Source organism: Bordetella tumulicola (assembly GCF_054779135.1).
Genome location: NZ_BAAGYU010000010.1, coordinates 489,695 through 514,565, shown reverse-complemented (window position 1 = coordinate 514,565; position 24,871 = coordinate 489,695). Strand labels below are relative to the sequence as shown.

Below are 24,871 nucleotides of genomic sequence, written 5' to 3'. Positions count from 1 at the left end.
CGCAGCGAGCGCCAAACATCCCGCATATTAACCAATGGTCGTGCGACCGCCAGCCAGATCAGGCCGACGCGTAGCGATAGACGGCGAGTGTGCTGCGCCAACCGGGCAGTACCTTGATCTCGCGCCCTTCGTGAAACGTGGCGCGCTCCAGAATACGCAAATTCAGATCTGCCGCCAGGATCTCAAAATCGCGCAGCGTACACAGGTGGATATTGGGCGTGTTGTACCACTGGTAAGGCATCTGCCCCGTCACTGGCATGCGCCCGCGCAAAATCGACCAACCATGCGGCCAATAGCCGAAATTGGGAAAAGACACGATGCCATAGCGTGCCACTCGCGCCATTTCGCGCAAGATATGCTCGGTACGATGCATCGACTGCAGCGTCTGCGACAGCACCACGGTATCGAACTGCTTGTCGTCAAACAGCGCCAGACCATCCTCGAGGTTCAATTGCAGGACCTCGACGCCACGCTGAACGCACGCGATCACATGCTGATCATCGATCTCGACGCCTGCGCCATGCACCTGCTGCTCATCGCGCAAGTATGCCAGCAAGGCGCCATCGCCACAGCCCAGATCCAATACCCGGCTACCCGGCTCGATCCAGCTGGCAATACGAATCAAATCGGGACGCACATGCCCTGTCCGCCCAGGCTTAGCCAACACCGCACTCATTCAGACTCTCCTGCGACGAGGGCCTCTAGTCCCAACTCTCGTGCGATGCGTTCGTAGTAACCCCGCACGACCGCGTGATAGCGCGAGTCGTCCAGCAAAAACGCGTCATGCCCGTGCGGCGCATCAATTTCCGCATAGGTCACCGGGCTGCTGTTCTTGAGCAACGCGCGCACGATTTCTCGCGAACGCTCAGGCGGGAAGCGCCAATCGGTCGTAAACGATACCAGTAGGAAATCCGCCTTGGCCGGCGCCAACGCGCGCGCCAAATCGCCGCCCGTATTACGCGCGGGATCAAAATAATCCAGCGCGCGTGTAATCAGCAGATAGGTATTCGCGTCGAAATAACGCGTGAATTTTTCACCCTGATAACGCAAATATGACTCGACCTCGAACTCCACGTCGTAGCCATAGCGATAGGCGCCACCCTCGGCCGGTTCACGCTGAGTACGGCCGAATTTCTCAGCCATATCGTCATCGGACAGGTACGTAATATGGCCAATCATGCGCGCGACCGACAACCCGCGGCGGGGTACCGTTTGCTGCGCGTAATAATCACCCCCATGAAAATCCGGGTCCGTAATAATGGAGCGCCGGGCCACTTCGTTAAACCCGATATTCTGCGCGGACAAACGCGGCGTGCTGGCCACGACCACGCAATGCGCCACACGCTCGGGGCAGGTAATCGCCCAGCTCAACGCCTGCATACCGCCCAGCGACCCCCCCATGACGGCGGCAAATCGCTGGATCCCGAAATGATCCGCCAGGCGTGCCTGAGCATGCACCCAATCTTCGACCGTCAAGACGGGAAACGCGGCCCCCCAAGGCAGGCCCGTCTCCGGATTAATACTGGCCGGCCCCGTAGACCCGAAACACGAGCCGAGGTTATTGACCCCGATGACAAAATAGATATCGGTATCGAGCGGTTTGCCGGGCCCCACCATGTTGTCCCACCAGCCAATATCTTTGGGATCATTGTGAGCAACGCCCGCCACGTGATGCGAGGCGTTCAAGGCATGACACACCAGCACGGCATTTGTGCGCTGTGCATTCAGCGTGCCATAGGTTTCCACAGCCAACTCATAGGACTGTAGCGACTGCCCACTGGCCAACGGCAGCGGTTCGTCAAAGCGGATGAACTGAGGGGTCACGACCCCCACCGAACCGGGCGCAACGAGCGCGGGCGCGGCAGGCGAGTGGACGATATCGGGGGCAAACCCCGCGGCGGAATGCAAGGCAGGAGCGGTCATACGGACCTCTTTAGCTGGATTTATAGAGGCGCCCGCAAGCGGATCAGGCAAATCGGCGCCGGTTTGAGGAGGAGATTTTAACACTCCCGAGAATTCATACCTGGATCCTATCCCCCAGCGCGGCCCGCGATACCTGCCCTTGATACCCATAGGCCGCCGTAGTCACCCGCGACACCGGCCGTGCCACCCTCCGGGGAACCTGCAAGCGTAGCCACTAGCGTTGACGCGTCTTTCCCCTTGAAAAAGGGGCCGATAAACCAGCATCAGTTCAACGACCTGGATGTGTCCGCCTCAGATACGTCCGATAACAACCGCCGCGCCCGCAGTTCGCGACAAGCTCCATGGATTGCAGGGAAAATCTCCGCTCTCTCACTCGTAGTCCGCCATCCCTTCCGGGGATTCTCCGTCACATATCTTATGCAAGAAACACCTCTTTCCAACCGCGAGATCGTCTGCCTGCATTGGTCATCGTGGGGAAAAACCAGTTGGGAAACCGGCACCATCCTGGGTATCAGCGAGCGCACCGTCAACTTCCACATCGGTAATGCCTGCACCAAACTCGGTGTCCGCGGCCGACGCGCCGCCGTCGCCATGGCGCTCAGACTCGAGCTGTTGCTAATCATTACCGATGCAGTTTTACCGAACGCACGAACTCCTGCGCGCGCTCCAACGGCAAATCCTGATCCGTGCCCGCCGCCACCGCATCAATCAACATGGTGTCTGTCACCCATACCCGTGCCATCAGCCAGCCCGACTGGTCTCCCATGCGGCCCCGCGCCACGATCTCATCGCCAAAATCCGGCAAAGACGGCGGCGCCTGTGCTCCCAGATTGACATACAGCGATCGCATCACCGCCTGCCCCAGCGCCTCTCGCGCCACGGGGTCCCGCGCGATCTCCTCGGGCAAGGGCGCACTCCCTATGGCAAACATCGCCTTGTCGACCTGCGCCGATGTCAACGTAAAAGACAACGTCTCGCCGTTCAGGGTTATCGTACGGGTCTCCGTCTGTACTCGCGCCGGAAATGCCACTGTGGCATGACCATCGGCCACCATCATTTCGCGCCAGTTGTAACTGGGTGAACATGCCGCCAACAGCCCCACGGCACACAACATCTGTAGCAAGCGCACACGCGGCAAACACAAACGAAACAGCCGGAAAATCATAACGTTACGGTCTCCATTGCACATAATAGTACGATCGGATTGTCTCCGATCCCAGGATCATAGCGAGGTTACCTCGGCAGAAAACCCTCACTCCCCGTAAAATCCGGCCTCGATATTAAAAAACTCCTATGACTGTGACCGATACCGCTGCCAGCCGCTTGGCCCGCCTCCAGGCCCATACCGCCCTGCTCGCCCAGACCCTGCGCGGCATCGAAAAAGAAGGTTTGCGCGTCGATGCCCAGGGCCACCTGTCCCGTACACCGCATCCTGCGGGGTTAGGCTCTGCCCTGACCAACGCCTACGTCACAACGGACTATTCCGAAGCCCTGCTCGAGCTGATCACGGGCACCCACGCGCGCGTCGACTCGCTGCTCACCGAGCTGGAAAACACCCATCGCTTCGTCTACAGCGTGCTCGAGAACGAGACGATCTGGAACCAATCCATGCCAGCGGCCTTGCCGGCCGAGGCAGACATCCCCATTGCCTGGTACGGCACATCCAATACGGGGATGCTCAAGCACGTCTATCGACGCGGCCTCGCCGAACGCTACGGTAAAGCCATGCAATGTATCGCTGGCGTGCACTACAACTTTTCGCTGCCCGACGAACTGTGGGACATCCTGGCTCCCGGCTCCTCGGACTCGCGCGACCAACGCTCGCGGGGTTACATCGGCCTGATCCGCAATTTCACCCGTTACTCTTGGCTGCTGATGTACCTGTTCGGCGCCGCGCCTGCGCTATCGCGCCAGTTCATGGGCGACAACACGTCGCAATTGCAAACATTGGGTGCCGACACCCTATATTTACCCTATGCCACCAGCCTACGCATGAGCGACCTGGGCTATCAAAGCAAGGCCCAATCACAGCTCAAACTTTGCTACAACGACCTGGACACCTTTCTGGGTCGCCTCTACGAGGCAGTCACTCAGCCCTGGCCCGACTACCAAGCCATCGGCACACACCGCAATGGCGAATGGATCCAGCTCAACACCAACGTCCTGCAGATCGAAAACGAGTACTACTCCAGCATTCGCCCCAAACGCGCCACGGGCCGCTGCGAACGTCCGATTACCGCGCTATCCCAGCGTGGCGTGCAATACGTCGAGGTCCGTTGTCTCGACATTGATCCCTACGAACCCGTGGGTATCGCCGCCGACACGGCACGTTTCATGGATGCATTCCTGCTGTTCTGTGCGGCGTCTGACAGCCCGTATTTCACAGAAAATGGCTACTGCCAACGCAGCGCGGATAATTTTTCTCTTGTGGTCAAAGAAGGCCGCAAACCGGGCTTGCAACTTGATCGCGACGGCACCGCTATCGGTCTGCCCGTCTGGGGCCATGAGTTGCTAGACCAAATTGCGCCTTATGCCGCGCTGTACGACCAAGCCATAGGTGGCGACGCCTATGCACGTGCATTGCAAGCCCAGCGCCACAAGCTGGACCATGCGGACGACACGCCTTCGGCGCGCCTGCTCAGCGACCTGCGAGACAGCGGGCTGTCGTTTCACGACTACTCTCTGCAACGTAGCCGCCAACACGCGGATACCCTGCGTGCCCAGCCGTTACCATCGGACGTCGCGGCCGCGTATGCCGAGGGCGTAACGCAATCCCGTGACGAGCAAGCCCGACTGGAGCAGAACGACGAAGTCGACTTCGATACCTATGTCGCGCAATATCACGCTGCGCTAAAGGCACCAAAGTCGACTTGACGCAAATACTATCGAGTAACGCGAAAGCGTTGTTCGATAGTATTTCTGCAATAGTAAATCTACACGGGCTGATTGCCCGTACTACTCTCGGCTGACGAAGAAGCCTCTTGTGCTCGCAATAGCTCCTCAAGGAACGCTTCGTCCTGGCGCTCGCGATCCGACAGCTTCGGTTCAGAGCTCTTTGCTCCGTACCTTCCCAACAATGTCACGGTGTCGTCATTGTCATCGCGTTGCGCCACCCACAAAGCAGTCGCCCCATCGTCTCTCTTCGCATTCACATCCGCGTTGTGTTCCAGCAGCGCCTCGACTGCAGCGTAATTATCGACCTCGACGGCGACAAACAATGGGGTCCTTCCCCGCCCGTCTGTCATGTTGACATCAATAGAAGGCACTTGAATCAGACGCTTCAAGCCAGACGGATTGGATCGAGAAGCAATATGCAATGCGGAGGCTCTATCCAGGTCCGTCGCGTTAATGTTGGCCCCTGCCTTAATGAGCGCATCCAAAACGGTGCCATCGGCTGCGCGTGCCGCGTGTAGCAATACGGTGCACCCTTCTTTGCTCTGGACCTCAAGGTCAGGCTTGAGGCTTAGCAGGAATTCCAGTGTCCTGTACCCACCACGCGCTTTAGCGGCAAAATCCACCGCACGCATCGAGAGCGTTTTCCCTTCATTGTCTGTCTTGTCGAGATCAGGCGAACACTGATTGACCAGGTGCTTCAGAATGGCGGAGTCTTCCATCGAGACAGCGAGGTGCAAGGCGTCGTCTCCATAGTCATTTGCAATGTCGATACGCGCACCATGCTTACTCAACACTTTTACGGCATCGAGACTTTTCGCTTTAATGGCCAGCATGAGCGCGCTGTTTCCGTTGTTGTCCTGACGGTTGATATCGGCCCGGAGTGAACTCGCATCATCAGTCGAGCCGGCCTCAAAACCCAACAACACTTTCACGGCATCCACAAACCCCGAAACAGCGGCCCACATCAATGCCGTGTATCCACGATTATCCACAGCGTCAGCTGACACATTCGCCGCTAACAACGCCTTGAGAGCGACCACATTGTTATTTTCTGCCGCGTATGACAAAGGGGCCCGGCCCAGGCCGTCGGGACGATCAAGAAGATCGTGAGGGACTACGCGAATCAACGTGTCCCACATCTCTTGATTGTCGACCTGACCCAGAACGTCATTCCATCCGCTGTCGATATCATCGCGAAGACCCTCGATCAGTTGCTGCCTGCTATCGTTCGCGAACAACGCTTTTACGCCGTCTGCATCGCGGTTCTTAACGAGATCGCACAGCGTACCCGAGTCCGACTCTGATTGATGTTCGCCCTCTAGCGAGGTTTCCGTAGTCGCCGATGCGGTATGACTGGAGAAAAAATCGATCGCAGACTTTAAAGCATGGGAAATCATGATTGCAGCACTCCGCTTGAAAATCATCGCACCTGGGGCTTCGAACGCGAGGCGCGGTGCAACGGGTTGAACTCCAGCCATGAGTAACGGCAAGGCCGGATGAGTTCCACCGAGAAAGCGTCAAAAACATGCCAGCCAGCGATACTTTCTCTATCACTCAAGATCGGGATGCTGACCAACCACAAGCATTGGTGCCAGGCTTATCATGGCCTTCTCAGGAATAATCTGATCCCGGGCTCGGGCCATATCGTCCGCGGATCGGCCTCGCGCGTTTGTGCGTGTAGGATTGGCCCCGACCTCACGAAGGTACTGCTCGAGAGGCTTATTTCCAGTCCAGGCCGCGAACATCAGCGGCGTCTGGCGATATTCGTCTGGATGATCGACGTCTGCCCCGTTATCGATGAAAAGCTCGGCAACCTGTCGATCTCTCACATAGAAAAGGGGTGTTCTTTTCTCCCAATCGCTCGCGTTTACATCGATGCCATGCTCGTCGATTAAATAGCGCACCATGTTGGCCTCTTGGCGAATGGCAGCGTAATGCAACACCGACCGCTCGCGGCGGTCGCGAGAATGAACATCGGCTCCCGCCTCCACCAGCAACTGAACCGTGTCAAGCGAGCCTGTGTGCACGGCGCACATCAACGCATCCTGCCCTGAGCGATTCTTCAGATGCACATCGGCCCCCTTCTCAATCAGAAAAGCGACTACCTCGACATACCCGTATCTCGCGGCCAGACTGACCAGACTATTTTGTTCGGCATCGAGCGTATTGACCCTAGTCGCTCGCACCTCATAACCCAGAAAATTCTTTATGGTGCTTACGGTGGGCGAGACTAGCGTAGCAATCTGGGCACTGTATGACATATTCGGGGATGGCAACAACTCCCGCAAAACGTCTATCTGATCATGCTGCGTAGCGAGCACCAGAAGGTCCCGGCCACTCTCGTCAGGGAGCTCAACAAAATCGGAGGGCAGCGTGCTCAGCATGGCGCGCAATGCCTTGACATGACCGACCGCGGCAGCCGCATGCAACGGTGAGTGCGCTGACTCCCTTATCCCTTCGGCAATCAGCGCAACATCGGAAGCCCCGCCGAGAAGGTCCTCAATGGCATCCACGTCGTTATTTTCAACGGCGCCGATCAATGCCGCCAATAGCGCTGCTTTGCGCTGTGAGGTGTCGCCGAGTGCCGGCAAGTAACGCAACGCGTACTGGCCAGCGGCATAAAGAGAAGATGCGATCATCATTATTCCAATCCTTTAATCAACGAATTACCGAGGTTGACACAGCAGGCGTCAGGCAATCAGGGTATGGCATGCGCTATGAGTAACCCGTCTGTGCGTCAGGTTCCGGCCGTCTCGCCACTAGGCCGTATGGGGGTATTCGAATACATCACCTGGTATGCGGCATCAGCCGACACCCTCGTGTGCCACGCCGCGCACCTCTTGAATCAGGGAGATATCACGGTGCTGAAGCAAATACTCCAATACGGAGAAGTTTCCATGTTTCGCCGCAAGCATCATGGCGCCGCATCCATTCGCATCCAACGCTCGTGTTTCAGCTCCGCCCTCAATGAGTTTCTCCAAGGCGAAATAACATGTGCCCTTTGCTGCGCGCAGTAGGGCGGTACATCCCTCGCCATCACACAGCTCGGCATCCGCTCCCGACGACAGCAGGAAATTCAAGACAGTGGGATCAAAGTACCTATCCGCATAATCGGCAGCATGCATCAAGGCCGTCACGCCGTTCCGATCCGCGGCGTTGATATCAATGTGCGCTTGATCACACAGCAGACGAACGACAAACAGCGCATTACGCTTGGTGGCGAGGCTGAGCGCCTTCTCGCCTGTATGGGTGATGCTGTTGACGTTTGCGCCTTGATTGATCAAGGCTGCGGCGACATCGTAGTTCTCTTCCTGAAGGGCCAGCAGCAACGCGACACCCCCAGCGCTATCGCGGTCCAAATCGCCGCGACGCCCGATATCACTGGCGGGTTGGAGAGTCACGGACGAACGAGCATGGGTCATTGAAACACTCCACTCACAAGATCGTTGATTTGTTAATCGGGCCGGATTGAATATAGCCAGCCCTATCGGCCATCGTGAGTAACTCGAAGCCAGCATCGGGTTCCCAGTGTCGGATAGAGATTTACCCTGATGCAACCTCATCGCTGCCCTTTCAGAGGATTGTCGGCTCACGTTTTTCCCGCTGCTGTGGAACCGAGCACCGACTGGAGTTACCTACGCAGACTGAAGGATTTCCTTCATCCCGTCGACAAAACCTCTACGGCCCATGTCTTGCATTGGCGTAATGCACAATTTCGGAAACCCAGAATATGCGCCTTTTACCGCAGCTATTTTTTTCCTTCGGTCAACACCCCTTTGATGTGAGTCTTGATCCATACACCTTCGATGTGCACCAGAGTCCTAACGCCGAAGCCAGCCATGCTGCACACGGCGACAAACAAGACACGACCTCTGCCGTCACGCAAGTCCCGCTGTCCGAGGAGTACAACCTCACCGGTCTACTCCGGTCCGATACCGCACCTTCGTTATACGAGCGCAACTGCGCCGCGCTACGGGAACTCCAGGACGAGATTGGCTCAGCGCTACGAACCTTGGATGAACAGTTGCGCAAGGTGGACGCCAGCCACCAACGCATCATGCCGCTGTCGCTGGATCAACCCGCCGCCACATTGAGTTGGCGTGACACCGCCACGCGGTGGCACTATCAGGTTCAAGCTGCCGCCTCCGTTACGATATCCACATTGGGGTGGAGCGCGCTCGTGACCGGCCTGCCCTACATCGCCGGCCGCTTCACGGACAACCTTCTGATATCGTCGGCAACATGGCTTGGCGCGGGCTACGTCGGCGCCAACAGGCTACGCAACATCCCTGATGGACAGCGCCACCAAACGGCCAGCGGGCTGATAGACACCAAACTGCTGGAAATACAACCACTGCAGCATCGACTGGCGCTCCTGCATAAAGAAGAAACAACGCGCCAGCAGGCTATGACGCGCGTCATCACCATGTTCGCAGAGCGCCAGCAGCATCTCTGCCATCTCGAGCAAGCGTTCGACGCACTGACCCTAGCGCTCGGGACCAAGGTCCCTACGACCGACGCTCCATTACCCGACTCAGCATTTCTGGCGTCGCTACGCAGCTTCGTGACGGAAGGACTATCGCCCATGATTCGGACGATGAATCGCTTCATAGCCGCCCTATGGAGCTTGGTAGAACGGTACGCCGCCTATCAGGCCGAGCGCGCTTACCACCAAGGAGAGGGGAAACCCGTTCTCGCCGCGCTGACAACGAAGCCATTGGGACGAAGTACCAGCATCGTCAATGACCACTACCGTTGCGCTTTAGCGAACTACGAGTGTGCCAGTGGCCTGGATATATCGCAGGCCGACGTGCGTCGCCAGCTCTACATGGGCGAAAACATTGCCTATGCGCTCACGTCCAGTACTGCCCCAACACCTGGCGCGGTGATTTTCCAGGGCGACAGAGAACGTGTCGTCGTCACGTCCAATCTCACGACAACGCGTGCTTTAGCCTGGTATTTCGACTCGGCCGCTGATCAGCCACCATCTGGCGGCGCCGCGGCTTTCTCCGCCGTTCAACGCGCTGACGACGGTAGCCTATTGATTGCGGACCCTGACGGCAAGCTGTATGACTTTTTAATGCAGGCGCCCTGCGCCTATACCCGTGCGATGTTCAATGCCAGGGATTCCGTCGATGACCTCGACACAGGGAGATTTCACGTGCTCGACTACTATGCGGGATTCCCGAGGGCAACCAAAGGAATGCAATTCGAGCGCGATCTGGGCAAAACAGGAGCCTTCGCACTACGTGTGACGCTACTGAAGGACACTCCGGAATACGGTATGGTGTTCAAAGCCATCCCGCTGGCCGATAAACATCACCTCGCCTATCGCGTCACTGCCACCAGCCCACCCATCACGAGCCGCACGCACCTGGCAGCAGCGCATTATGAGAGCATATCGACAGAGGAACTACATCGCACTCGCGACCATCTCATTGACGAAATGCGGCATCAAATCCATTTGCTGAAAGGAGAGCTGAAGCAGCTATCCGAACTCGAGAACTGGGAAAACCCCTGCTTTCACACCCAGCCCGCCTGAACCCGGTGCAGCGTCGATCAGCGCAGGAGCAAAAGCGCCTCGCCACGGGACGCTGCAACCGTCAGGATGCCAAGAAAACCACTGATTTCGAAAACCTCGAGAACCTTGGGCTGTAAGCCGCACAGTACCAATTTTCCGTCCACCTGTTTGAGCCTTTTAGCCAACAGCAGTACGACTCTCAACCCCGCACTGGAGATATAGCTCAATAGAGACAGATCCAACACCACTCGCCGCTCGCCCTTATCGACTTGCGCAAGCAAATCAATTTCAATCGCCGATGCATTGCCGCTATTCATCTGCCCCTCGGCAGACACCACCACTGCACCTTCAATCTTATCGATTTCAAGAGCCATTTCATCGCCTCGTAAACGTGACTAGCGCGCAAGCACCTTAATTGATCAATGGACGGATGATACGCCAACACTCACGCCAGAAAGCAAGAATGCTCCAGCAAACCGATACGCTTGATCTCTCTCCTGGCGTACATGCCGTCAGGTCGGCTACACGATGGCTAGCATCAATCAGTGATCGCGAGCGGTGGTCGGCGGCGCTTGCTTTTGCCCTCACACTTTGCGTGGACGAGGCCCTCACCAATGTCGTTTCCTACGCGTTCTCTCCCCTCGATGCCATGACCGCCGGTCGGCGCAGCGGCGATCAAGCCCCTCCCTCCATCCATCTGCGCTGCACCCTGCTGGCTCAGCAAGTACGCATCGAGATTATTGACAACGGGCGATCTTACGACGTCACTCGCACCGCCCCCCTTTCCTTGGCTCAATCGTTGGACGAGGCACGGATAGGGGGACTTGGCTTGCACCTGATGCGTCATTACTTGTCCGATATGTCGTACCGCAGACATGAGAACAAAAACCATCTGACGCTCATCATCAACACCCATGATGGCGCTACATAAGGCCTGACGCCACACCCTAGCGGCGCGCAAGCCGCGTATACCTCGGTTGCTTTCAGGTTTGGGCTTTCACCTAAAAAACGGAACCAATTACCCCTTAGGGTTACTCACTCTCGTTGGACAGCACCTAATTCTCATTCTTTTCCGGGCGCGATCCGCTCCGATTTTCCCTCTTTGTTTTTCTTCTTTCTTCATGCCTTTCCGGACGCTACATAGCAAGATCTTTGTATTGGTCACCGGGACCCTTATCACCATTGCGATAGTCGTGATGCTGACATCGCAGCGCAATGTCACCGATACCGTCATGAGTAGCGAGCATCATGCCATCCGCAATGTGATGTCGCTCATCCAGCATGATGCAGCATCGCGTTGGTCCGCCATGCTCAACAACAAAATATCGGTCGTGCGCAACGGGCGGCGCCAGCTTATGCAGACCGGGGACGTCATCGCTGCGACATTGGAGTCCTATGCCCATTTGGCCGACGACGGCATCGTGACGGAAAAAATCGCCCAAACACTTGCTCGCGGCTGGATCAATGACCTCCACCTCGATGACGATCGTTATGCATTTATTTTTGATGCACAGCATCGCGTACTGGCCAGCGGTCTACCCGGCATGATCGGTCACGATCTCTCCGAGCTACGGGATTTTAAAAACCGACCGCTGGCCCAGTCTGTGCTGGACGAAAGTCGTGACTCCGGTTACAGCTTTGCAATCTACCGCCGCCCTGGCAGTCCGCGCGCCTCGATACGCTCGTCCAACGAGCCGACCGAGCTCTCCGACGACAAAACGCGCTATGCCTATTTTGGCTATTTCCGGCCCTGGAACTGGGTATTCGCCGTCAGCGATAGCACAGCGGCAGTGATCAGTCAGATCGAGGCGCATCGTGCGCAGATGGAGCAGTCCTTGCGCGAGACGCTATCGCCGCTCAGGCTGGCCCATTCCGGGTTTGTATTCATCGTGGCCGACGACGGCCGCATGGTGGTACCGCCACCAGACACCCACACCAGTCTACTCAATGGTCTCTTCAACAATGGCCAACCATTTCGACAGCGTCTGACCGAGTCTGCGCAAACGGATTTCCAGATGCTACGTATCGACGGTGCCCAGGGGCCCTGGCAAGTGGGCCGTGTGCGATTTTCTCCATTGCAGTGGACGATATATTCCGTGGTGCCCGAAGGCGATTTAACCGCGCCCGCGCGCGAACTTCTCCGAAATCAAGCCGTCATTTTCGGGGCCATGCTAGTGATCGCCTTGTTCTGTGCCTGGCTGCTCGCCGCGCGTATCGTTCGGCCACTCAAGACATTGACGAGATTTGCACACCAGCTCCCCGAGCAGGCGCTGCATGCGGAAGACCGCTTTCCAATACACATCGCCGCCCTGCCTGAGCGCTACCAGGACGAAGTCGGCCGACTCGCTGCGGCCTTTTTATATATGGACGGCAAGCTACGCGAGAACATTACCCGATTGATGAAAGAAACTGTCGCCCGAGAGCGCTTCGAGAGCGAACTCAATATCGCCCGGGCGATTCAACTGGGTCTACTGCCAATTCCGCTGTCTCGTGTCGCACAAGAGCGTGTCGACCTGCACGCATTGATGCGGCCCGCCAAACAGGTCGGCGGCGACCTTTACGACTACTTTATTCTGTCAAACGGAAAACTCTGCGTTGTCATTGGCGACGTATCGGACAAAGGCGTCCCGGCCGCGCTGTTTATGGCCATCACTCGTACGCTGATACGAGCCACGGCCGAAGACGAAGTCGATCCAGCCCGCATCGTGCACAAGGTCAACGACCGATTGGCCGAAAACAATCCAAATGTCATGTTCGTCACTTTGCTTGTGGGCGTTCTGGATATGGCCACTGGCGAACTGATATGGGTTAATGCCGGACACCTGGCACCCATGGTTATCGATGCATGTGGTGCCGTGCGCACACTGGCGGGACGCAGCGGACCTGCTTGCGGCGTGCAGGAAAACATGCCCTACCGGACTTACGCCGCGCAACTGCAAATCGGAGAGACATTCATTGCCTATACGGACGGCGTTACCGAGTGCGTGAACCGGTGCAACGAACAATACGGCAATGATCGACTGGTTGAAACACTGACCCATCCGACAACCTCGACCGAACGGCTAACCGAACGTCTCGTCCGTGATGTCGACACCTTTGCGGCGGGCGCCGAACAGATTGACGACATTACTCTCCTTGCGCTCTGCAGAAAATGAAAACGTTATTGACTCGCATCGCCATACTGCTGTTTGTCTCGCATGTCGCCGGCGTGATGACTTGCACGGCGGTAGCCGGCACGCCTACAAGGGCCGCTTCCGTTGCCCCCGGTAATGCACCGTCGTCCATTACACGACAGCCACTCGTCAGTGCAGTGACCCCCACACTTCGGCCCGACGGAAAAAAATGGCGACTGGGTTACCTTGGCAGCGGAGAGCATACGGAGTATCCCCGCACGCTGCGAGCTATTGTCCAGGGACTGGCTCAGCTCGGCTGGCTATCGACACCTGAGCTACCAGCCGATCTGAGTAGCGAACAATTATGGGCATTCCTGGCCGAACACACGACGAGCGCCTATCTGGAATTCGTTCACGATGCCTGGTGGCAGCCAGGGCATTTTGACGCCGAACAGCGTCCCAAAGTCCGCGATGCCGTCATGGCACGCCTGTCGACCCTGTCGGACATCGACCTGATTATTGCCATGGGAACCTGGGCAGGGCAAGACATGGTCACGCTCGACGCGCCTGTACCCACTATCGTCGCGGCGGCCAGCGACGCTGTCAGCGCCCACATCGTGGAGTCGCCCGCCGACAGCGGCCTGGACAACCTACTGGCCCGAGTCCAACCAGAGCACCATCAACAACAGGTCCGGCTATTTCACGACATCGTGCCGTTTAAACGCCTGGGATTGGTGTACGAAAACACCCCAGAAGGAAAGACCTATGGCGCGGTCGACGCCGCACAGCAAGTTGCCCGAGAGCGAGGTTTTGACGTTATCGCCTGCCATGCTCGGTCGACTGGCCTCACCCGAGAGCAAGCGTCCAAAAATGTTCTCGACTGCTACCGGCGGCTGGCGCCAGACATCGATGCCGCCTATGTCACCCTGCACATCGGCACGGCAGACACCACGACCGGGCATATCGCGCAGATACTACGTCAGGCTCACATCCCCAGCTTTGCCATGCTCGGGTCCGAGTATGTCGAACAAGGCATCCTTCTTAGTTTGGCTCAGGCGGACTACGCCTACGTCGGCCTGTTTTATGCGAAAAGCATCGCACGCATTTTCAATGGCGCCCAAGCCCGTCAACTCAATCAGATATGGATGGATCCCCAAAAGCTCGCCATCAACCTGTATACCGCTCGCCTGATAGGCTTTGACCCCCCTGTCGATGTCCTGCTTGCCGCCGACGAAGTATTTGAAAACAACTAGGTTTTTCTACTGTCCCCTATAATGACACGGTAAATTTCAATACGATTGATTTACCACGCGGATGTCGTGCAGTGAGTTGGAACTTCCTTTGATCTAGCGGTACTCAGGTTAGGTAAAACTCAGCCCTTCTCCGTTAACCCGACCCCATACAAGCCCCTCAATAGGCAGCATGAATAACTCATCGGTTACACCCTCGTCACCGTTGCTATCCCTTGAAACGTTTACCGAAGCAGCAAAAGCTGGCCAACATGTTTACGTCACCGTCAATGGCGAACAACGTCAGGTACTTGGCTTGGGAAGCACTCCGCAGGGCCGCAGTGTCGCGTGGTTGACCCCGGACGTTGATACCACTTCTATGTTTACCCGAGCCCTCGAACACACCTATGGTCCTGGCATTGCCAGCGCCGTCGCCCGCGAGCTCGGGCTCATGCCGAACCCCGGCAAAGCCCTCTCGTCACGTAGCGTAGAAGCCGCGGTCGATATGGCAAACACCTCACGTCATGCCTTATCCGGGGTTGATTTTTTGTCGCGTATCGGCACATCGTCCGTGGCCAATACCTCAGCGTTTCAGCAAGCCTGTCACGACGTCAACGTCGATCCCTCAACCGTCACCACCGAACAACGTCAATGCCTGGATCAAGCCATGCACGTTCGCTTCGAACAGGCTTACGCCACAGGACAAAGCCCGGTCTCTCCGGCGACTGCCAACCAATGGTTGCGTGAATTGCTGCAACAGCCCCAGCGCGACTGAGACCAACATCCCCCTGATCGCCTCCTACTGCACAGCTGATGTGACAAATCAGCACATAAACGTTGCAGTTCTTATTACTAATAAATATAATTATTGCAACATTTTTACACTAATAACGATAACAAAATAAATAAACTGTGTTAGTCTGATATTTATAGTAACGGTATCGAGCCAACCTTGGCCTCTACTTGTTTGCCCCCTGCTGGTCCCACAGAAGGCTAAACCTCAGTGACCGGATCCGACGACACAGATCTCCCCAAGAGCGGTGACACCGCCCTGCTTCATGAACTAGTACTCAAGCATTCAGACCGCTTGCAGCGCTTCATCATGAAACATATCGGCAACGCCACCGAAGCCGAAGAGCTTGCTCAGCTAGCCTTTGTCGAGGCGGCCGCATCGTATAGAGCCTTTCGTGGCGAATCTCAATTGTCATCCTGGCTGTATGGCATCGCCCTGAACCTGGTACGCAATTACCTGTCTCGCGCCCCAGAGCGCCGTCACGAGTTTGTCAGCGACGCGGCCCTGGATATGCAGGCTTCGTCGGATCTGACGCCCGAAGCGCAGCTTGCCCAAAATCAAACCATGGCGCTATTACATGAATCCATCAGCGAACTCCCCGCCAATATGCGCGAGATTCTGCTGCTCGTTGGCATGGAAGAACTTTCCTACGAAGATGCCGCTGTCCTGCTATCCGTTCCCATAGGGACGGTACGCAGCCGTTTGTCTCGGGCACGTACCGCGCTACGCGCAAAATTACATCAGAAAGGATTGTCGTTAGATATGTAGTCTGCGGCACGGATGGGCGCTTCCTCGTTGGCGCCCCCTATCGGTCGCCGAATGATGCGCGTATCTTCGTTCTGATCGGCCAACTCCAAAGCGTCCCCTCCCATCATTGGGCGCCGTTCGTCCCAAGTCAGATTAAGCAATCTCGTCACATTCTCAGCCCATGATTGAGGCACCGGTTTGCCGTTGATCGCGACCACTCGTGGCCGAATCAAAAACAACCGTTCGCGACGCAGCGACGTCTTGGCGCGATTGGAAAACAGCGCACCCAAAACCGGGATGTCTCCCAGAAAAGGTACCTTGTCGACCTGTTCGGTGTCCTGGCTACTGTTGTAGCCTCCGATCAACAAGGTCTGATCATTGCCCACCACCGCCAGGGTACTAATATTGCTGCGCCGTACCGTAGGTAAACCGTCAATTTGACGCTCTTGCTGAATACGGCCATCTTCAATATCGATGGTCAACTCCACGCGCATGCCTTCGGCACTCGGAATATAACGGGGGGTCACGCGCAACGACGTGCCTGCCGTAATAGGCGTCACCGTTGCCACTTTCTCACCACGCGTCTGAACATAAAATGTATCAGACACGTCGATCAAGGCACCCATATTGTCCGTCGTCAGAATCGACGGCTGAGACAGAATACTGGCTTGCCCCTTGGTCTGCAACGCCCGCAAGCGTAAAGCCAATGTGCTTCCGACGCTCAGGCCTATCGTGCCAGGAGATATCCCTGCCGCACTGTCGATCGGCAAGGTGCCATTAGGTGCGAGCGCCAAGTTTCCATAACCTAAAGAGGTATCGCCAACAAGTGCTCCCCAAGAAACACCTAACTCACTGATCAAGTCAGAGTTCACGTCGACAATCATGGCCTCAATCTCGATCAAGGTGCTCGGCACATCCAATTGTTCAATCAACTCACGATAGATAGGAATGCGATCAGGAATATCCTGAACAATGATGGCATTCAAACGAGCGTCTGCCTGTACAGTCGGCTCGCGAAAGCGCAGGCTTCTGCTGGGGGAGGAAGATCCGGTGCCCGCCGGCGAGCTCTTGACGTTCGCCGCTTCGGTCCCATCCGAGCCCACCGGAAATAGCGGCGGGCTTTCTCGTAACGGCGCGGCAATGGATGACAACGTTTCATTCGTCGCACCACCACTATCGCCCATAATCAGGTTACGTAATACTGTTGCCAGCCCCGGGGTCACCACCGACTGGTCTCGATAGGTAACCGTACGATCATTAACCGTCGCATGCTTGAGTTTAAACACCGCGACTTCTTGGCCACCCGCTCCCATCGGCAGCGCGGCCACCGTACGGGCGACCAGATCGACATAACCCGGCGGGCCCGATACCAGTGCAATGCCCTGATCCGGCAACTCTCCCCAGCCAAAGCGGGGATCCAAAACGCCCAATTGATCCAGTGCCGCACGCAAGGCGGAGATCGAGCTGCCCATCGCGCTGATGGACCGGGTCTTCATATCATTGCTTCGGCTGATAAACAGGGTCCCCGCGTAGACGAACCACGTAAACCCATACACCCCACCCAGTCGATTCAAGAATTCGGTTGGGGAGTTGGTGTTGAACTTTCCGTTTACCGTACCTAATACATTCGGGCCCATTTGCAGAGCCAAACTAAAGCCGCCTGCAAAGTCGCGCAACAGTGCGGGCAAATTTTCCTGATTTGCATAATAACTGTAGGGCACGTTCGGCCAATTCGGCGCGGCCGACCCGGCGCTGACCATACTAAATGACAACAGACTTGCCAAGATAGATCGCTTGAACACTCGGACTCCTGTCACGCCACGAAAATAATTCAACTGAGACGCCCCAAAGCACCCACCCAGAACGACAACGCATTCACAAATTGCGCCATGGACTCTTCCATAGAAGCGTCGATTGACGGTGCCACCAATTGCTGCAACCACAGGCTGGTTTCTCGTGGATCGATCACACACGTCGCCGCGTAGGCGCTCAGCGCACCCACCGCCAAGCTGCCAACCTGACACAGCCAGTCGTCGCGCGTCACCCCCTCGACGGGCACATTGACCAGCCGGGAAAGCAAGACCACGGCGCCTTGTTGCGTGGCCTGCAAGTGCACGCGGTATTTGTCGTCCACCACTACTGTCAAGCGGCCAGGAAACGGCTGCGGCACGAGGATGTCGTGACGCGCGGCGTAGTCCACGATTAAAGGATGAGCCTTTGGGGTCATATAGCCTCCGTACCGTCGGTCAACTTTCTCACCAGACGCAGCGCTTGCGCGACAGGTTCCAGCAGCTCCGCGGGAATAAATTGCTCCACCTGCGCCGTGCTCCATAATGCCCGCGCCAGCGGAACGTTCTCCAGCACGGGAACACCGGCTTCGATTGCGACACGTTTTATCGTTTCCGCCGCGGCGCCCTCGCCTTTGGCGACCACTTGAGGCAGCGGCGTATCATCCATCTTGTAATAGAGCGCCACGGCCAAATGGATAGGATTCGTAATGACGACCGAAGCCCTTCGCACGGCTCGTGCGCCACCTTGCATGGCCATCTCCTGATGCAGGTGCTTGCGCTTATGCTTGATAAGCGGGTCGCCTTCCATTTCTTTGTATTCCTGTTTGACCTCGTTCTTGCTCATCTTCAAGCCCTTTTGATACTGCATCCGCTGCCAGACAAAATCGGCGATCGCGATGATGATGTAGACGAGAGCCACATTAAGCAGCAAGGTCGCCATCATGCTTCCAACAGACTCCCCCAGGCCTTCCAAACCGGTACGAGGTACTGCCATTAGCTCGGGCAACTCATCGCGTATGACGATCGTGATCAGCACGCACAGGAAAACTATCTTGATAAGGGATTTGAGCGACTCGATGAGATTTTTCTTGGAGAAGGTACTTTTAAGGTTCTGTAGCGCATTCAATTTCTTTCCGGATGGCTTGATTTTCTCGAACGCGAGCACAAACCCCACCTGCAGATACTCTGCAAATAGTCCGACGAGCAACACAATCAGCACAAAAGGAAACACCACGCCGATAGCCTCTTTAAGCGCCGCCGCCAGCGCGGTGGGCAACGCGACCGAAAACGGCATACTCACCAACGTAGAGGGAATCAACAGCAGGCGGCCCAACGATTCGGTGATGTTGCCCGCATTCAGGCACATGTAGCCAAACAAACTCAAAATCAACAGCGTCTGCGTAAAATCCTTGCTATGTGCAACGTCGCCTTTGCGTCGCGCGTCACGCAGTTTTTTGTGACTTGGCGGTTCGGTCTTTTCTCCGCTCATGGCGCCCGCCATTGATCATCAAGAAACGGCAAAATCGTAAGCACATCATCATTGGTGTCACGGGCGTACTCGAATAAGGTGCTCATGTACAACACCAGCACCAGCAGCGCCAGCGCGCTCTTGATGGGCATGGCCAAAAAAAACACTTGCAGTTGCGGCGCGAATCGACTTGCCAAGGCTAGACCAAGTTCGGCCAGAAACATGGCGATCACAGCAGGCGCGGCCCACAGCAACGTCATACGCATGAGCCGGGAAAACTGGTCCAAAATCAACGGCGCGCTTTCTCGACTCAACGTCGGCGTCCAGCTCCAAAGATCCCACAAGCGATAGCTGTCATACACCATGGTCAGCGTCAGCGCGAATCCACCGCTGACCAGAAAGAACACGATAAATGCCTGGTTAAACAGAATGCCCAACGGAGACGAGTCGTCGCCCGTGGCGGGGTTGAGTATGGATCCCATACTCGCGCCACGCTGGTTGTCTACAATGAATCCCACTGCCTCAAAAACCCAGAATGGAATAGCCGCCAGCAGACCCAGGGTCAGTCCGATAAAGACCTCCTTCCCGATGATCAGGATAAGCGCCAGCGCATGCAAATCCAGGCGGGCGTACTCGGGCATCAACATAGGCACCAGCAGCAGCCCCAATGCTGCCGAAACGGCATAGCGCAACATGCCCGGCAATACCTGCCGATTGAATATCGGTAACATCACGCAGAGCGCCAGAATGCGAGGCTGCGTCAGCGCCAGAGTGCCCAAAAACAACTGAGCTTGAGCATAGTTCGTCCCATCTATCATCGTTGACTGGGCGCTCCGTTAGACGCGATGCAAAACATCGAATATCAAGATCGTGAAGTTATAGAGCTCACCACTGAGCCAGCGCGCCGTTAATAGAATCGTGGCAAACACCGCGATCAGCTTGATGGCGAATGACAACGTCTGCTCCTGGATCTGCGTCAACGCCTGAAACAACGAAAACAAGGTTCCCACAATCGCTGCCACCGCAATGGGCGGCATAGAGAGCCACAAGACCAGGTACAGCGTCTGCGTCATATACGACACGATATCGACACTTTGCATTTTTATGCCAACCCCATCAACGATAAGAAAGGACGAGACCCTGGATCAACCGAGTCCACCCATCGACCATGACGAACAGGAATAGCTTTAACGGCATCGATATCGTGACCGGCGATACCATCATCATGCCCATAGCGAGCAAAATGTTCGATACGATCAGGTCGATGACGATGAACGGTAGATACAACAGAAATCCCAACTGAAAGGCGGCCGTGAGCTCGGAGACCAAAAAAGCGGGGATCAACACCAGCAGATCGGTCTCCTGTAACTTGCTCGCCTGTTCGGCACCCCACAAACGTTGAGCAGTTCGCATAAAGAAATCACGCTGCTCGGGGTTGCTGTTTCTGAGCATAAAAGCCTGCATCGGTGCCGCGCCGTTCTCCAGCGCACGCAAGATGCCGGTCAGTTGCACCGTCGACGCGTCTGGCGGCGCGATTCTCGACTCGTTGGAATAGACTGCGGAATCGTGTCGAAGGCTCGCGCCTATCTCGTTGATAACTGGCGCCATCACATAAGCAGAAAGCACCAGCGCCAATCCGTACAGTGCCATATTGGGGGGCACCTGCTGCACCCCCAGGGCGTTACGAACAAGCGCCAATACGACCGCGATTTTCAAGAATGATGTCGTCATCACCGCGGCCAACGGCACCAACGCCACTAGAGCGAGAACAACCGCCAGGGTGATTGGATCGACGTTCATGCTTCGGGCACACCCAGCGCGCGCAGCGTCACGCCGACTCGGCCCTCGATCTCGACCAGATCCCCCGTTCCCACCCATGCGCCATTGGCCCGGATGATCACAGGTCCGGACGCCAGCGGGCGCGACAAGTCGAACGTCTCGCCCGGCTGCAGGCGACGCAACTCGCCCAGCGTCAGTTGACGTTCGCCCAATGAAAAGGTCAGCCGTACAGGCACCGCGTCCGCATCAAACACCTGTACAAACTCGTCAGTAGCACGCTCATCGTCGAGATCGTCGTCCCGCTCATCCTGAGCATCCGGATACTTTGGGATTTCATTCATCAGCGAAGTCCAACTTTGAGTCACACAATACGAATCAGCCTGCGGCCGAACACACAGGCCCTGAGCGCCGGCCACAAGCCATAAGTCACCCCCAGGCGTCACCCGATAGTGATCAATAAAAACCGTATCTTGCGCTTGCAATTCACGTAGTCCCGCAGCGCTAAGCACCGTCCAGCCCAGATCGACACCTATCGTTACCGGCAACTTGTGATCATCCAGGCCGTTCAACGCAGAGGGCACCTGCTGAACCAGATTGGCGATCAGCATCAGACCCAACGCATCGGTCTCCAGCACGGCATACGCCACCTGACGAGTCGCCTCATGCCGGATGGTCACGACCCACGAGTGGGGCAGCGAATGGTCTACGAGCCCTTCCGCCGTCACATCTGGGCGGCCATTAACGTTGTTCACATCGATGGCTGCGCAGACCTGTGTCAGCAGCGTCTCTATCGCAAACGCCTGCATGGGCTCGTCTAACGCGTCCGTGGGAATCCCCGCCAGACTCCCATTTATCCAGGCAGAGATCGCCGCATTCGTTAGATGCACGCAAAACTGGGCACCGGCCCACGCCAGATCTCTTCGAATCGTGCAGGCGGCCCGCAGTACATCGGTCTGTCCTTGGGCAAATCCCAATTGCCAAATGGACGCGCCTCCACTTTCTCCATCTGCAGTCATCGTGGGCAACGAAAGTACCTCGCCGTCAAGCGGTGGCAAGCTCAACGTCATCGCCGCGCCGTGCCTGGCAATCAAGCTAAGGGCTTGCGACTCCGTGCGCGTCAGTCGTGGCAAGGCGGGCGCAAGAAACGTGAGTACGGGTAAGGTGTGCGCGGCTTCAGAGGTCATGATTCTCGCCCCGTGCGTCAAGGATGGGATCGCCATCCGCTTGGCGGATATGTGCGGCGCTTGAGTCGTCTGTGCGTACATATACGCGTGAAGCCCGTTCTATCTGATTCGCGAACTCGGAGGCCAGGTTTTCGAAAATGTCGCACAACGCCAGGTGGGAACGCTCATCGGCACACTCAAAATCGACAACGACACGGCCATCCTCCTCGTATACTGAAAGGGTGACGTCAGGCAGAACGTCATCGGCCAGATCCATGCTGATCCGACGCTTGTCTGTTCCGTCTCGTGAGACATAAAGACGCTGCACGGTGTCGACGATTAGCTCGATCAGACTCAGAGACTGAGGGGTCGCCACTTCGGCTGTCGATACGGGTTTACTTTCCCCAAATAGGTCAAAGGGCGTCGGCATCGGTACTGCCTCATCCTGATCGCTGGCATCTTCGGGCGCTAACGCCTCAGAGAAGGCCCGCTCGTGGGCATGGGCATCGAATTTTCCGGCAGAGGGCAACGTGGTTTGCCCTTCTGGCTTATCTGTCAGCCGGGCTGGCTCACACTGAGCCGAGCCCATTCTCTGATCGCGTTCTGCTCTCATATCCGCTCGACCTCCTCGTGCTCGCCCCATTCAACCCGCTCCCACGCCAGCGACGCCACCTCCTCGAGTTCGAGGTCCTCGTTGTAATCTTGTAATCTAACGAGAGAATCCATGTGGACGTCTGTCAGTTCAAGAAATTTTCCGCTCATCCTGACGGTCTGCCGATGGGCATCGCGACACGCTTGCAACGCCAGTCCGGCTTGCTCCCTGTTCTCCTTCGCCCGATTTGCCGCGGCCTCGTGAGCTTCCTCATCGGTGCGCAACGAAGCAACCTCTTGCAATACGTGCTCGATGTCTCGCACCTGCACCACGCGGTGATAGAGACGCCTATACAGGTCTCGCTCGCGAGATTCCGCCCACAAACGAAAATCCATCAGTTGATTCTGCGCCCGCTCGCTTTCACGCTCTGCCTCGACACAACGTTGCCGTTCACGCATCACGGCAATTTCAGCCTGTGTCTCGCGAAATCGTTTGATGGCAAGTATCTCGTCGAACAAACTCATGCCGTCTCCGTTATTGCTTGCATTGCCGCTAACGCTTCGTGCAACGTGGAATGTTCGTCTATGCGTTGACGCAGAAACTCGGTAATCGCGCCATATTTTTCAATTGCCTCATCGGTCGTGGCGTCGCCGCCCGTTTTATATTCCCCGATTTTGACCAGCAGCTCGACTTCTTGATATTTGGCCAGCAACTCGCGTAATCGACCGGCGGCGCGCTTGTGCTCGTCGCTGACCACCGAATTCATGACGCGACTCACCGATGCCAGCACGTCAATGGCAGGATAATGATTGGCAGACGCCAACTTCCGGGACAACACAATATGACCATCGAGAACGGACCGCGTCTCGTCCGCAATAGGTTCGGTCATATCGTCTCCTTCGACCAAGACGGTATAGAGCGCGGTGATCGAACCATGTTCGTTCATTCCCGCCCGCTCCATGAGTTTGGGTAGCGTGGCAAAGACGGAGGGAGGATAGCCACGCCGCGTCGGAGGCTCCCCCGCCGCCAAGCCGATCTCTCGTTGCGCCCGCGCAAAGCGAGTCACCGAGTCCATCAAGAACAACACCCGCATGCCCTGATCGCGAAAGTATTCCGCAATAGCCGTCGCGACATAGGCTGCCTTGGCACGCTCCATCGATGATTTGTCGCTGGTCGCGCACACGATGACACTTTTTCGACGCCCTTCCATCCCAAGCTCGTGCTCGAGAAACTCCCTGACCTCCCGACCACGCTCGCCGATCAACGCCACAACCGTGACGTCAACGGCAGCGCCTTTCACGAGCATGCCCATCAGCGTGGACTTGCCGCCCCCCGCGGCGGCAAATATTCCCAGGCGCTGGCCTTCGCCGCAGGTCAAAAGGGCGTCCAACGCGCGCACGCCCAGGTCCAACGGACGATCGATCATTCGACGTTTGAGCGGATCGGGAGCGTCGGCGAAAACCGGATAGAACTTGCTGGCTTCTAGTGGACCGTGCTCCGCTTCATCGAGTGGCCGCCCCAATCCGTCCAGCACCCGTCCCAGCAGTCCGGGGCCGACCGGTACCCGGTGCGCACGCCCCGTCGGAATCACTTCGGTTGCAGTCGAGATACCAAACATGTCTCCGATCGGCGTCAGCAACGCCGCATCGCGTATCAAGCCAACGACTTCGCCTTTCATCTCGAAATCGTCGCCCGGATTACGCAGAATGCAGACTTCGCCGACCTTTACTGCCGGCACGACGGCTTTAATGATGGTGCCCGTCACCTGAATGACCTTCCCCTTGATACGCAAGGTCGGTGCATCCTGCATCGCCAGGCTCATCATTTCGCTGATGTAGTCGAATTGCCGCAATCTCTC

24 protein-coding genes, 1 pseudogene and 1 riboswitch are annotated in these 24,871 nt (G+C 56.8%); of the genes and pseudogenes, 8 read left to right on the top strand and 17 right to left on the bottom strand.

The annotated features are described in order from the left end of the window. Positions 1-58 precede the first annotated feature (58 nt). Both metW and metX read right to left on the bottom strand, forming a co-directional pair. The gene (gene metW, locus ACYVDM_RS19645; RefSeq protein ID WP_415787971.1) at positions 59-676 is read right to left on the bottom strand and encodes a methionine biosynthesis protein MetW; all 618 of its coding nucleotides are present in this window, start codon (positions 674-676) and stop codon (positions 59-61) included. Next, complete coding sequence (gene metX / locus ACYVDM_RS19640; protein WP_415787969.1) at positions 673-1,923, bottom strand: homoserine O-succinyltransferase MetX; 1,251 nt, start codon at positions 1,921-1,923, stop codon at positions 673-675. The genes metW and metX overlap by 4 nt, the downstream gene beginning before the upstream one ends. Beyond that, a riboswitch (SAM riboswitch) is annotated at positions 1,913-1,992 on the bottom strand. It overlaps the preceding gene by 11 nt. A gap of 348 nt (positions 1,993-2,340) precedes the next feature. On the opposite strand from metX, the pseudogene ACYVDM_RS19635 reads away from it, so the two are divergent. Beyond that, a pseudogene (locus ACYVDM_RS19635) lies at positions 2,341-2,568 on the top strand (LuxR C-terminal-related transcriptional regulator); the annotation flags it as partial. On the opposite strand, the gene ACYVDM_RS19630 reads toward ACYVDM_RS19635, so the two are convergent. Further along, a complete protein-coding gene (locus ACYVDM_RS19630) occupies positions 2,546-3,088 on the bottom strand; it encodes a hypothetical protein (protein WP_415787967.1) in 543 nt (180 codons plus the stop codon). The pseudogene ACYVDM_RS19635 and the gene ACYVDM_RS19630 overlap by 23 nt on opposite strands. Positions 3,089-3,222: 134 nt before the next feature. Between ACYVDM_RS19630 and gshA the strand changes: the two genes are divergently transcribed. Then, a complete protein-coding gene (gshA, locus tag ACYVDM_RS19625; RefSeq protein ID WP_415788866.1) occupies positions 3,223-4,797 on the top strand; it encodes a glutamate--cysteine ligase in 1,575 nt (524 codons plus the stop codon). A 59-nt stretch (positions 4,798-4,856) separates the two neighbouring features. Here the strand turns inward: gshA and ACYVDM_RS19620 are convergent, their stop codons facing one another. From ACYVDM_RS19620 to ACYVDM_RS19610, 3 genes are all read right to left on the bottom strand, one after another. Next, positions 4,857-6,215 (bottom strand): ankyrin repeat domain-containing protein, encoded by a 1,359-nt coding sequence (locus tag ACYVDM_RS19620; RefSeq protein ID WP_415787965.1) that lies wholly within the window; start codon positions 6,213-6,215, stop codon positions 4,857-4,859. 153 nt (positions 6,216-6,368) lie between these two features. Beyond that, on the bottom strand, positions 6,369-7,460 hold the full coding sequence (locus tag ACYVDM_RS19615) for an ankyrin repeat domain-containing protein (protein WP_415787963.1): 1,092 nt from the start codon (positions 7,458-7,460) through the stop codon (positions 6,369-6,371). Positions 7,461-7,622: 162 nt separating this feature from the next. Next, positions 7,623-8,240, bottom strand: a complete 618-nt coding sequence (locus tag ACYVDM_RS19610) for an ankyrin repeat domain-containing protein (protein ID WP_415787961.1) — start codon at positions 8,238-8,240, stop codon at positions 7,623-7,625. 308 nt (positions 8,241-8,548) lie between these two features. Here ACYVDM_RS19610 and ACYVDM_RS19605 point away from each other — a divergent pair, with 308 nt between their 5' ends. Further along, positions 8,549-10,360: a hypothetical protein gene (locus ACYVDM_RS19605; protein ID WP_415787959.1), complete on the top strand. Its 1,812-nt coding sequence runs from the start codon at positions 8,549-8,551 to the stop codon at positions 10,358-10,360. A gap of 17 nt (positions 10,361-10,377) precedes the next feature. On the opposite strand, the gene ACYVDM_RS19600 is transcribed toward ACYVDM_RS19605, so the two are convergent. Beyond that, positions 10,378-10,713, bottom strand: a complete 336-nt coding sequence (locus ACYVDM_RS19600) for an STAS domain-containing protein (protein WP_415787957.1) — start codon at positions 10,711-10,713, stop codon at positions 10,378-10,380. Positions 10,714-10,802: 89 nt separating this feature from the next. Between ACYVDM_RS19600 and ACYVDM_RS19595 the strand changes: the two genes are divergently transcribed. The 5 genes from ACYVDM_RS19595 (at position 10,803) to ACYVDM_RS19575 (ending at position 16,242) form a co-directional block, all read left to right on the top strand. Continuing rightward, positions 10,803-11,270 (top strand): ATP-binding protein, encoded by a 468-nt coding sequence (locus tag ACYVDM_RS19595; RefSeq protein ID WP_415787955.1) that lies wholly within the window; start codon positions 10,803-10,805, stop codon positions 11,268-11,270. Positions 11,271-11,535: 265 nt separating this feature from the next. Continuing rightward, positions 11,536-13,494, top strand: coding sequence for a SpoIIE family protein phosphatase (locus ACYVDM_RS19590; RefSeq protein WP_415788864.1), 1,959 nt, complete (start codon positions 11,536-11,538; stop codon positions 13,492-13,494). Between the two features lie 56 nt (positions 13,495-13,550). Then, positions 13,551-14,705: an ABC transporter substrate binding protein gene (locus ACYVDM_RS19585; protein ID WP_415788862.1), complete on the top strand. Its 1,155-nt coding sequence runs from the start codon at positions 13,551-13,553 to the stop codon at positions 14,703-14,705. 169 nt (positions 14,706-14,874) lie between these two features. Beyond that, positions 14,875-15,456 carry a BspR family type III secretion system anti-sigma factor gene (locus ACYVDM_RS19580; protein WP_415787953.1) on the top strand — a complete coding sequence of 194 codons (582 nt, stop codon included), beginning with the start codon at positions 14,875-14,877 and terminating at the stop codon, positions 15,454-15,456. A 228-nt stretch (positions 15,457-15,684) separates the two neighbouring features. After that, entirely contained in the window at positions 15,685-16,242 is a 558-nt protein-coding gene (locus ACYVDM_RS19575; RefSeq protein ID WP_415787951.1) for an RNA polymerase sigma factor, read from the top strand. On the opposite strand, the gene sctC is transcribed toward ACYVDM_RS19575, so the two are convergent. The 10 genes from sctC to sctN all read right to left on the bottom strand — a co-directional run bounded on the left by sctC (position 16,215) and on the right by sctN (position 24,865). Then, entirely contained in the window at positions 16,215-17,981 is a 1,767-nt protein-coding gene (gene sctC, locus ACYVDM_RS19570; protein ID WP_415788860.1) for a type III secretion system outer membrane ring subunit SctC, read from the bottom strand. The two genes, ACYVDM_RS19575 and sctC, sit on opposite strands and share 28 nt — an antisense overlap. Before the next feature lie 71 nt (positions 17,982-18,052). Beyond that, positions 18,053-18,448 (bottom strand): type III secretion system chaperone family protein, encoded by a 396-nt coding sequence (locus tag ACYVDM_RS19565; protein WP_415787949.1) that lies wholly within the window; start codon positions 18,446-18,448, stop codon positions 18,053-18,055. Then, entirely contained in the window at positions 18,445-19,500 is a 1,056-nt protein-coding gene (gene sctU, locus ACYVDM_RS19560; RefSeq protein ID WP_415787947.1) for a type III secretion system export apparatus subunit SctU, read from the bottom strand. Before sctU ends, ACYVDM_RS19565 begins: the two co-directional genes overlap by 4 nt. Then, positions 19,497-20,297 (bottom strand): type III secretion system export apparatus subunit SctT, encoded by an 801-nt coding sequence (gene sctT / locus ACYVDM_RS19555; RefSeq protein WP_415787945.1) that lies wholly within the window; start codon positions 20,295-20,297, stop codon positions 19,497-19,499. The genes sctU and sctT overlap by 4 nt, the downstream gene beginning before the upstream one ends. An 18-nt stretch (positions 20,298-20,315) precedes the next feature. Then, complete coding sequence (gene sctS / locus ACYVDM_RS19550) at positions 20,316-20,579, bottom strand: type III secretion system export apparatus subunit SctS (RefSeq protein WP_415787943.1); 264 nt, start codon at positions 20,577-20,579, stop codon at positions 20,316-20,318. A gap of 16 nt (positions 20,580-20,595) precedes the next feature. Continuing rightward, complete coding sequence (sctR, locus tag ACYVDM_RS19545; RefSeq protein WP_415787941.1) at positions 20,596-21,279, bottom strand: type III secretion system export apparatus subunit SctR; 684 nt, start codon at positions 21,277-21,279, stop codon at positions 20,596-20,598. Next, the gene (gene sctQ / locus ACYVDM_RS19540; protein WP_415787939.1) at positions 21,276-22,442 is read right to left on the bottom strand and encodes a type III secretion system cytoplasmic ring protein SctQ; all 1,167 of its coding nucleotides are present in this window, start codon (positions 22,440-22,442) and stop codon (positions 21,276-21,278) included. Before sctQ ends, sctR begins: the two co-directional genes overlap by 4 nt. After that, positions 22,432-23,034 (bottom strand): hypothetical protein, encoded by a 603-nt coding sequence (locus ACYVDM_RS19535; RefSeq protein WP_415787937.1) that lies wholly within the window; start codon positions 23,032-23,034, stop codon positions 22,432-22,434. The genes sctQ and ACYVDM_RS19535 overlap by 11 nt, the downstream gene beginning before the upstream one ends. After that, on the bottom strand, positions 23,031-23,537 hold the full coding sequence (gene sctO / locus ACYVDM_RS19530; protein WP_415787935.1) for a type III secretion system stalk subunit SctO: 507 nt from the start codon (positions 23,535-23,537) through the stop codon (positions 23,031-23,033). Before sctO ends, ACYVDM_RS19535 begins: the two co-directional genes overlap by 4 nt. Next, positions 23,534-24,865 (bottom strand): type III secretion system ATPase SctN, encoded by a 1,332-nt coding sequence (gene sctN, locus ACYVDM_RS19525; RefSeq protein WP_415787933.1) that lies wholly within the window; start codon positions 24,863-24,865, stop codon positions 23,534-23,536. The genes sctO and sctN overlap by 4 nt, the downstream gene beginning before the upstream one ends. Positions 24,866-24,871: the final 6 nt, after the last annotated feature.

Coding starts and splice junctions, on each gene's coding strand:
- ACYVDM_RS19630 (WP_415787967.1), bottom strand. CDS start 3,088: ATGATTTTCCGGCTGTTTCGTTTGTGTTTGCCGCGTGTGCGCTTGCTA.
- sctC (WP_415788860.1), bottom strand. CDS start 17,981: ATGGTCAGCGCCGGGTCGGCCGCGCCGAATTGGCCGAACGTGCCCTAC.
- ACYVDM_RS19590 (WP_415788864.1), top strand. CDS start 11,536: ATGCTGACATCGCAGCGCAATGTCACCGATACCGTCATGAGTAGCGAG.
- sctR (WP_415787941.1), bottom strand. CDS start 21,279: ATGAACGTCGATCCAATCACCCTGGCGGTTGTTCTCGCTCTAGTGGCG.
- ACYVDM_RS19565 (WP_415787949.1), bottom strand. CDS start 18,448: ATGACCCCAAAGGCTCATCCTTTAATCGTGGACTACGCCGCGCGTCAC.
- ACYVDM_RS19615 (WP_415787963.1), bottom strand. CDS start 7,460: ATGATGATCGCATCTTCTCTTTATGCCGCTGGCCAGTACGCGTTGCGT.
- sctU (WP_415787947.1), bottom strand. CDS start 19,500: ATGAGCGGAGAAAAGACCGAACCGCCAAGTCACAAAAAACTGCGTGAC.
- ACYVDM_RS19605 (WP_415787959.1), top strand. CDS start 8,549: ATGCGCCTTTTACCGCAGCTATTTTTTTCCTTCGGTCAACACCCCTTT.
- sctO (WP_415787935.1), bottom strand. CDS start 23,537: ATGAGTTTGTTCGACGAGATACTTGCCATCAAACGATTTCGCGAGACA.
- ACYVDM_RS19620 (WP_415787965.1), bottom strand. CDS start 6,215: ATGATTTCCCATGCTTTAAAGTCTGCGATCGATTTTTTCTCCAGTCAT.
- ACYVDM_RS19595 (WP_415787955.1), top strand. CDS start 10,803: ATGCTCCAGCAAACCGATACGCTTGATCTCTCTCCTGGCGTACATGCC.
- ACYVDM_RS19600 (WP_415787957.1), bottom strand. CDS start 10,713: ATGGCTCTTGAAATCGATAAGATTGAAGGTGCAGTGGTGGTGTCTGCC.
- ACYVDM_RS19585 (WP_415788862.1), top strand. CDS start 13,551: ATGACTTGCACGGCGGTAGCCGGCACGCCTACAAGGGCCGCTTCCGTT.
- sctQ (WP_415787939.1), bottom strand. CDS start 22,442: ATGACCTCTGAAGCCGCGCACACCTTACCCGTACTCACGTTTCTTGCG.
- ACYVDM_RS19580 (WP_415787953.1), top strand. CDS start 14,875: ATGAATAACTCATCGGTTACACCCTCGTCACCGTTGCTATCCCTTGAA.
- sctS (WP_415787943.1), bottom strand. CDS start 20,579: ATGCAAAGTGTCGATATCGTGTCGTATATGACGCAGACGCTGTACCTG.
- ACYVDM_RS19610 (WP_415787961.1), bottom strand. CDS start 8,240: ATGACCCATGCTCGTTCGTCCGTGACTCTCCAACCCGCCAGTGATATC.
- ACYVDM_RS19535 (WP_415787937.1), bottom strand. CDS start 23,034: ATGAGAGCAGAACGCGATCAGAGAATGGGCTCGGCTCAGTGTGAGCCA.
- metX (WP_415787969.1), bottom strand. CDS start 1,923: ATGACCGCTCCTGCCTTGCATTCCGCCGCGGGGTTTGCCCCCGATATC.
- sctT (WP_415787945.1), bottom strand. CDS start 20,297: ATGATAGATGGGACGAACTATGCTCAAGCTCAGTTGTTTTTGGGCACT.
- metW (WP_415787971.1), bottom strand. CDS start 676: ATGAGTGCGGTGTTGGCTAAGCCTGGGCGGACAGGGCATGTGCGTCCC.